The sequence below is a fragment of the Streptomyces durocortorensis genome, assembly GCF_016901035.1.
Taxonomy (GTDB): Bacteria; Actinomycetota; Actinomycetes; order Streptomycetales; family Streptomycetaceae; genus Streptomyces; species Streptomyces durocortorensis.
Window position 1 is genome coordinate 37202 of sequence record NZ_JAFEUF010000032.1, and the last position, 6794, is coordinate 43995.

Here is a 6794-nt window from a genome sequence, read left to right on the forward strand (position 1 = left end):
GATGAGGTCGTTTCTGACGGGCTCGGATGTACCGGCATCCGGGCAGCGGCCAAACGGGGGCGCGGGAGCGAGACGACGGGGACGGTTGATGCAGGTGCGGCCGGTTAGGGCTGGCGTTGCGGGGGCGTCCGGCGGTGGTGCGGTGCCCGGGCCCGTTGTTCGGCGGCGGTGTCGAGCTCGATCTCTTCGAGCAGCTTCTTGGTGATTTTCTCGGTGCCGTCCAGCAGGGACACCAGGGCGGCTTCGCGGATGAGGTGGGAGAGGCTGCCCATGCGGCCGCCGGTGCGGGCGTGCAGGTAGGCGGCGTGCGTGACCAGGGTGCCGGGCCGGTGGTGGCGTAGCCGCAGGGCGCTGTCCATACCGTGCACGAGGTCCTGCCAGATCTGCTTGTCCGCGGCGCTGCCGTAGCGCAGGGGCTGGTTGCGCACGATCTTGAAGCGGCCGGCGAGCTGGGAGCCGCGTACCCCGGTCAGCAGCGGCGAGGATTCGACGTCGATGCCGGAGTAGACGAAGGTCGCCGGGATCCGCTCGCCGAGGTACTTCAGCTGGTCGGAAGTTTCTGCGCCGGCCCGGCTGCGGGTGTCCATCAGGTGCACGTCGTCGACCAGGACCAGCTGGGTGCCCATCTCGCACAGCAGCTCGCACACAGCGTTGGTGATCTGGATCTGATTCATCCGCTCCAACGTCGGCAGGCCCAGGAAGCGGGCGAACTCGCTGATGAGCATCTTCGGGGTGGAGGACGGCGGCACGGTGATGAACAAAACCGGCAGCCGCCCTTCCCGGTTCGGGTGGCGGTGCCGGTCGGCCAGTTCGACGGTGCGCCCGAGCTGCTGCATCGCGGTGGTCTTCCCGGTGGTCGCCGGCCCGGAGATGATCAGGCCGCGCCTGGCTCCGCCTTGCTGGCCGCGGTTGAGCAGCAGCAGACGGCGTACCGCGGTGGAGATGGCGTCCATCGCGGGAGTCTTCAGCACCACGAACCGCGCGTGGTAGTCCTCCCGTTGCTCCATGGTCCACTCCTGGTCGCCAACGTCCAGCATCGGGTCGGGGGGTGTGTCGACGAACTGCTGCCACCCGTCCCACGTGGTCAGAGGATGGAAAGTGCTGTGCTGCGCGGTGGCGGTATGGATTGTCGTCACCATGCCTGGGCCTCCTGGTACGGGTCATAGATGCGCATGCTGCGCGCCCTGGCAGCGTCCAGCGTCTGCTCAGCGGCCTGCTCCCGGGCCGTTTCGGCCGTCGGCTCGGATACTTCGGCCTCATCCGCGTGGCCTGCCGCGGTGTCCTGGCCGTCGGTGAGGGCGGCGAGAAGGTAGTCCTCGTCGTCCTGGTTGTCCTCGATGTCGTCCAGGCTGTCGTCGGTGTCCCAGCCGTCGGCATCCTGAAGCGGGACGGTGAAGGAGCCGGGCAGCCCGAACGAGGCCCCCGGCGCGAGAGGCGCAGGCCACTGCTGCGGGGCGGTGGCGGGGGAGGGATCGGTCATCTGCGCGGCAGCCTGGGCCCGAGCGGCTACCGTCCGCTCTCGCCTGCTGCCCAGTCCCTGGCTGGCACGGCGCAGCAGCGCATCGAGTGCCTGGGCGATCACCGCCTCGTGGTCTTCACGGCCATGCCGGCGTTCCACGGTGCGGCGGACGTGGTCGAAGGTGAACGCGGTGAACGGGCGCCTGACCGCCGCCGCGTGGACCCACGGGACTTCCAGCCAGCCCTCGGGCAGGCGCACCCACACCCGGTTAGGGTCATAGGGGTTGTGGTGGACCTCCCACCGTCCATTCTTGTCCGCCCGCGGGGAGCGGCGGCGCCGGTAGGGGTTCAGGCCGGGGTGGTCATAGGTGCGGTAGCCGAAGCGGATGCCGTAGTCGTTGACGGCCTGCCACCGTACCGGCAGCAGCTCAACGTAGTCGTCGGCCGACAAGGGCACCGGTACATGCCCCGTCACCGCCACCAGAGCCGCCCACATCTCGTTGGGTGAGACGGCGACCCGCGGCATCATCGGGTGCCGCAGCGCCTCATGCGCGCGCTCCTGCCACCCACAGATGACCCACTCGTCCAACAGCTCCTGAAGCTGCGCCAGACTCCAGCAGGCATCCTGTTCTGCGGCCGCGCCCCGCTGGGAGACATCCGAACCGGTGTGGCCCGGCAGGTACTGGCTGAACCCGTCGGCAATCGCGCGGAAGGTCCGCTCCACGTTTCCCTTCGCCGGCCCGTTCGCCGGCGGCACAGGCTGCACCGACACCCCCAAGCCCTCGCACGCCGACACGAACGAAGCCGACACGTACACCCGGCCCTGGTCCACCACCACCGTCTCCGGCATGATCACCGGCCGGGCAGCCGCCTGCTCAAGCCGCGCGTCCAACGCCACCAGCCGCTCATACGGGATGACCGACCGCTGCATGGACAGTGCCGCGTCCCAGCCCGGCCGCATCACCGTCGGCACCACCATCTGCGCCAGCAGCATCGCCGCGTCCACCGACGTTGTGCCTACCGGACGCAGCACTGCTGCGCAGATGCTGCGCGTCGCCACGTCCAGCGCGATGCTGAGCTCAAGACGGCCGGTCACACCGTCGTCCAGCACCGCCATAACGTCCAGCGGCGTACTGTCCAGCATCACCAGCTCGCCGGGCCGCAGTGCCACCGTCGGTATGAACGGAGGTGCCGGCCGCGACGCATGCCACCGCCGCTGCGCCGCTGTCCCCAGCAGCCCCTGCCCGTCGGCCACCGCGTGGACCAGCCGGTTGAACGTCGACGCCGGCGGCAGAGCCACCACCCCCGCGCCGTACTCCTCCTCCAGCAGCCACCCCACCCGGCGGCGCAGTCGCACCAGCGTGCCCGTCGACCGCTCCCGCTGCCCCTCCAACACCTTCCTGACCGCTGCGACCACCCGCTCATCGGCCCGCCCCACCGCCGACCGCTCCCTCACCGCCCGGCCGTCCACCAGCCCCCACAAGCCCTCGCTGCGGTAGCGCGCCCGCATCCGGCGCACCGTCGCCGTACTCGCCGCCCAGCCCGCCGCCGTCAACTCCTCGGCCTTCGCCCGCTCCCGCTGCGCCAGGCTCCGCGTCGCCGGATCGAACTGCTCACGCGGGGCGCCCTGCCCGACCGCACCAGGAAAGCCGGTCTCCACCTCACGCAGATGCCGTTGCCACGCCAGAGCCCGCTCCCGCAGCTCCACCGGCAGTGACTCCAGCAGCCCGAACGGCGGCACCCTCCCCGGCGCACACCCGCCCTCCACCTCAAAGGACGGATCTGCGAGAAGATACGGCAGCAGCACCACCGCCGAGGCACCCTCGTCGGTCACCAGCGTGACCCGAGCACCTTTCAGCACAACGACCGTCCACACCCGCCCGTCGTAGCGAACGCGCGCCCCGACCTCGACAACCGCACGCGTCACGCCGCTCCGGCCTCCCGCCGTGCAGCCGAGACGACGGCACGCTCGTGCAGCGGTTCGTCCAACCGCACACTCAGCACACCGGTCCACAACGCGTGAAAAACCACAGGCCAGACGGCGATCGGGTCACCCAGCTCCCGCACTACCTCCACCGCCGGCCGTGGACTGCTGAAGGCCTCCACCAGAGCCGACATCCACGACCCCGCTGCGTGCCGGGGGTGCCGGTAGCCCGCCAGCCACCGCACATTGGCCGTCAATACCGGGTCCGGCGGCTCCGCGAGCCGGTAACACCAGCCCACCGCCTCCGCAGCACCTGCCACCACCCGTGCCCGCTCAGCCAACCGAGCAGAGGGCCCGCCACGCCCTGCGCAGTCGACCAGCAGGCCACTGCCGTTCTCCAGTCTGGCCATCAACTGAGGTGCATGCCGGACGACCTTGCCGCCCTGGCGCCACACCAGCTCCACCGGCCGACAGGCCAGCGCCACCACCGCCGAATCCCGGTCCAACAGCATGAGCTGGGTCCGCATGACACCAGACCCGTACGCCACCAGCCGCCCGCTGGTCGACGACCACCACCAGCCCGGAGCCACGCGCCGCCCATACCGGACAGGAAACGGCCGCACGGCAGGACAGTCCTCGAAGACAGTGTCCTGCGCAGCCTCGAACCACGGGACCTGGTGCGCGCGCTCCAACGGGTCTCGAAAGCACACGTCGATCCGGCTGGCATCTACGGCTGTATCGCCTCCGCCTCGAACAGCACCATCCGTTGCCCGCATGCAGACAGTCAAGCCAACCCAAGTCCACTTCGCCGCTGCCAAGTTGACAGAAATATCCCGCACGTCTTGGACGGCCGCCCATTGCCATCATGAGATGGCTGTCCAATCCGTCGAGCTGCTGACGCCAGGATGCAAGCGAAAGGTCAGTAGTCGAGGTCGAGGTAGTCGATGTCGTTGAGGGTGACGTCGGAGAGTCCTGCGGCGCGACCTCCGCCGTCCTGGAAGTAGATCTCTTTGAATCCCTCGGCGATGATGCCGCGCATCTCCTGGTCGCTGGCACCGGCCTTGCGAGCGTCGAAGAGGCGCTGCGCGTACGTGGCGGGGAGCTTCACGGTGAGGCGGCGGAAGCGGCCGTCGTCGGTCGATCCGGCGGACGAGGTGTAGCCGAACCGGGCCCGGGTCTCCACCGTGATCCCACCGGATGCGGCGGCCTGCTTCTGCCGGCGCTTGCGCACCATGGGCTGCCAGCGCTGCCGTACGGAGTCGTTGATCTTCGCGGCGACGTCGGCGCGGGCGTGCTTGCGGGCGCCGCGCCGGTAGCGGTTGACGGAGTCGGCGGTGACACCGAGCTCCTGGGCGACGGCCTTGGCGCTGCCCATCTGCTTGAGCAGATAGCCGACCTGGCCCTTGAGGGTCTTGGGCGGCTGGCGAGTGAAGCTCTCCCGGTCAACCCGCTCGATGGCGTCCTCGATCTCCCCCACCGGTTACTCTCCTTCGTCCAGGACGGCGTCGCCGCCCTTGATGTGGCGGGCCGGGTTGAGGCCTTGCTCCATGAGGTCGACGGCCCACAGCATCGACTGGACGCCCTCCAGCTTCGCCAGGCCCGGGGTGGGCCCGAGGCGGAACCCGCCGGGCTGCGGCTTGCCCGAGGCGGCGTAGGGGAGGAAGTCGAGCGGCCTCTCGCCCGGCGAGGGGTAGACGACGCAGTCGGAGAGCACGGCCAGCGGGTACAGGCCGGTCATCTTGACCATGTTGTTGAGCTTGCGGTGCATGTTGACCCGGGCCTTGCTGATGACGGCGGCCCGGATGTCGGGGCGCCACGTCGGCCGGGCCAGGGCCGGCCACGTCTCGCCCTCCTTGTAGGACTTGCCCTGCGGGCGCTCGCGGAGCTTCCCGACGCCGCCCTTCACCGTGGCCTTGATCGCGGACAGGACAGCGGCCAGCGCCGGGTCGTTCTGCTTGTGCTGCTCCATCGCCGCCAGGAACTCCACGTCGGTGAGGTCCTTGGTGACGCCGAGGTCGGCGAGGGTGTCGACGTAGGCGTTCTTCAGCCGGTCGTGCCACGGGTCCAGGTACGCCCCGGTCTCCCTGCGCAGGTACGCCTCGATCGGGTGCACGTCGTGCCCGAGCTCCTGAGCGTAGGCGAGGGTGTGCGTCTGGTACCAGGCCCCCCCCGCCGGGCGGGTGCCCTCGGGTGTGAACGGGGAGGGCAGGCGCGGGTCCAGCTCGATGTGGCTGAGGTCGGCCAGCCAGCTCCCGGGGATCTTCGGATTGAACTTCGGGGCGTGGAAGTGGTCCGGGGCCGAGAGGCCGACAACCAGACGGGCCGCGGCGGCGAGGAACGCGGTGTTGAGGTCGAGGCCGACCGCGAAGGGCAGTGTGCACTCCTCATCGGACAGCGTCTCCACCGACCGAACCCACTGGTAGGCCTCTTCGTTCAGGAACCCGCCGGTCCAGCCCGAGTTAATCACGACGGGGTGTTCCGGGGTGGCCTCCGGCGGCGCCGGGTCCATCGGCTCGGTGCCCAGCGAGCCCGCGTTGTGGCCGGACATCCAGTTCCCGGTCTCTTCGTCCCGCACGGCCTTCGTCGGCGGGCGCAGCGCCGTCATCAGCTCCAGCCCGGACACGGCCGTGGAGCCGCGCGGCGTGATGACCCGCATCGCGTACACGCCCAGGACACGGGCGATGTCGGCCGGCTCCATCTCGGCAACACCGGGCCAGGACCGCTCATCGAGGGCGTCCCACGACAGGATCGCCAGTTGCACGCACTGCCGCTCGCGGCCCTGCGCCTTGCGGTAGATCCGCGCCCACGGTCCGAAGCCCCGCTGGGTCAGCTGCCACTTCGCCTTGGCGACCTGCTTGACGACGGGGTGGTCCTCCGGGAGGCGCAGGGAGCGGCGCTGTTCGTGGCCCTCCAGGCGCTCGGGCAGTCCGAGCTTCACGGCGGCGGCCGCGGTGAGAACGATCAGCGGGTCGGAGTCCTTGCCGTACCGGTTCAGCTTCGCGGTACCGAGGCCGGACTCGCGCAGCGTCCACTCCACCAGCTCCGGGATCGTGGTCGCCGGGCAGTCCAGCACGATCCCGCCCGCGCCGTACGCGGAGCCGTCGCCGTCCAGCACGGCGAGCGGGCCGTGGGGGAAGCGCGGGTCGACGGCGGGCGCGGCAGCCTTCTTGGCCGCCGCACGCCGTGACGTCGCCGAACGTGCGGGACGTTCGGGCGCCGCCAGGGCGGCCGGGGCCTGAACCGGCGCGGCAACCTCCGCCTGCTCCGGGGCGGCCGAGCCGGTGAACGTCTCGGGCACCTCCGGCTGCGGCGCGACGACCGGTGCGGGCGCGGCCGAGGAAGTGTGCGCGGGGTACTTCGCTGCCCACCCCTTCAGGAGCCGCTGGTAAGCCTCCAGGCGCGGCGACTTCGG

At 70.5% G+C, this 6794-nt stretch carries 5 protein-coding genes; all 5 read right to left on the minus strand.

Annotated elements, in window-relative coordinates:
• Positions 1-104: 104 nt before the first annotated feature.
• Positions 105-1139 carry a TniB family NTP-binding protein gene (locus JS521_RS09610; protein WP_205082292.1) on the minus strand — a complete coding sequence of 345 codons (1035 nt, stop codon included), beginning with the start codon at positions 1137-1139 and terminating at the stop codon, positions 105-107.
• The gene (locus tag JS521_RS09615; RefSeq protein ID WP_205082293.1) at positions 1133-3385 is read right to left on the minus strand and encodes a TnsB C-terminal domain-containing protein; all 2253 of its coding nucleotides are present in this window, start codon (positions 3383-3385) and stop codon (positions 1133-1135) included. Before JS521_RS09615 ends, JS521_RS09610 begins: the two co-directional genes overlap by 7 nt.
• The gene (locus tag JS521_RS09620) at positions 3382-4158 is read right to left on the minus strand and encodes a TnsA-like heteromeric transposase endonuclease subunit (protein WP_239487015.1); all 777 of its coding nucleotides are present in this window, start codon (positions 4156-4158) and stop codon (positions 3382-3384) included. The genes JS521_RS09615 and JS521_RS09620 overlap by 4 nt, the downstream gene beginning before the upstream one ends.
• A gap of 143 nt (positions 4159-4301) precedes the next feature.
• Positions 4302-4859, minus strand: a complete 558-nt coding sequence (gene tpg / locus JS521_RS09625; RefSeq protein ID WP_205082295.1) for a telomere-protecting terminal protein Tpg — start codon at positions 4857-4859, stop codon at positions 4302-4304.
• 3 nt (positions 4860-4862) lie between these two features.
• Positions 4863-6794: telomere-associated protein Tap (gene tap / locus JS521_RS09630; protein WP_239487016.1), on the minus strand; the 1932-nt coding region annotated here is incomplete at its 5' end.

What these genes read in the sequence shown, in the direction of transcription:
- JS521_RS09610 (WP_205082292.1), bottom strand. Translation starts at nt 1,139, where the DNA reads ATGGTGACGACAATCCATACCGCCACCGCGCAGCACAGCACTTTCCAT.
- JS521_RS09620 (WP_239487015.1), bottom strand. Translation starts at nt 4,158, where the DNA reads ATGCGGGCAACGGATGGTGCTGTTCGAGGCGGAGGCGATACAGCCGTA.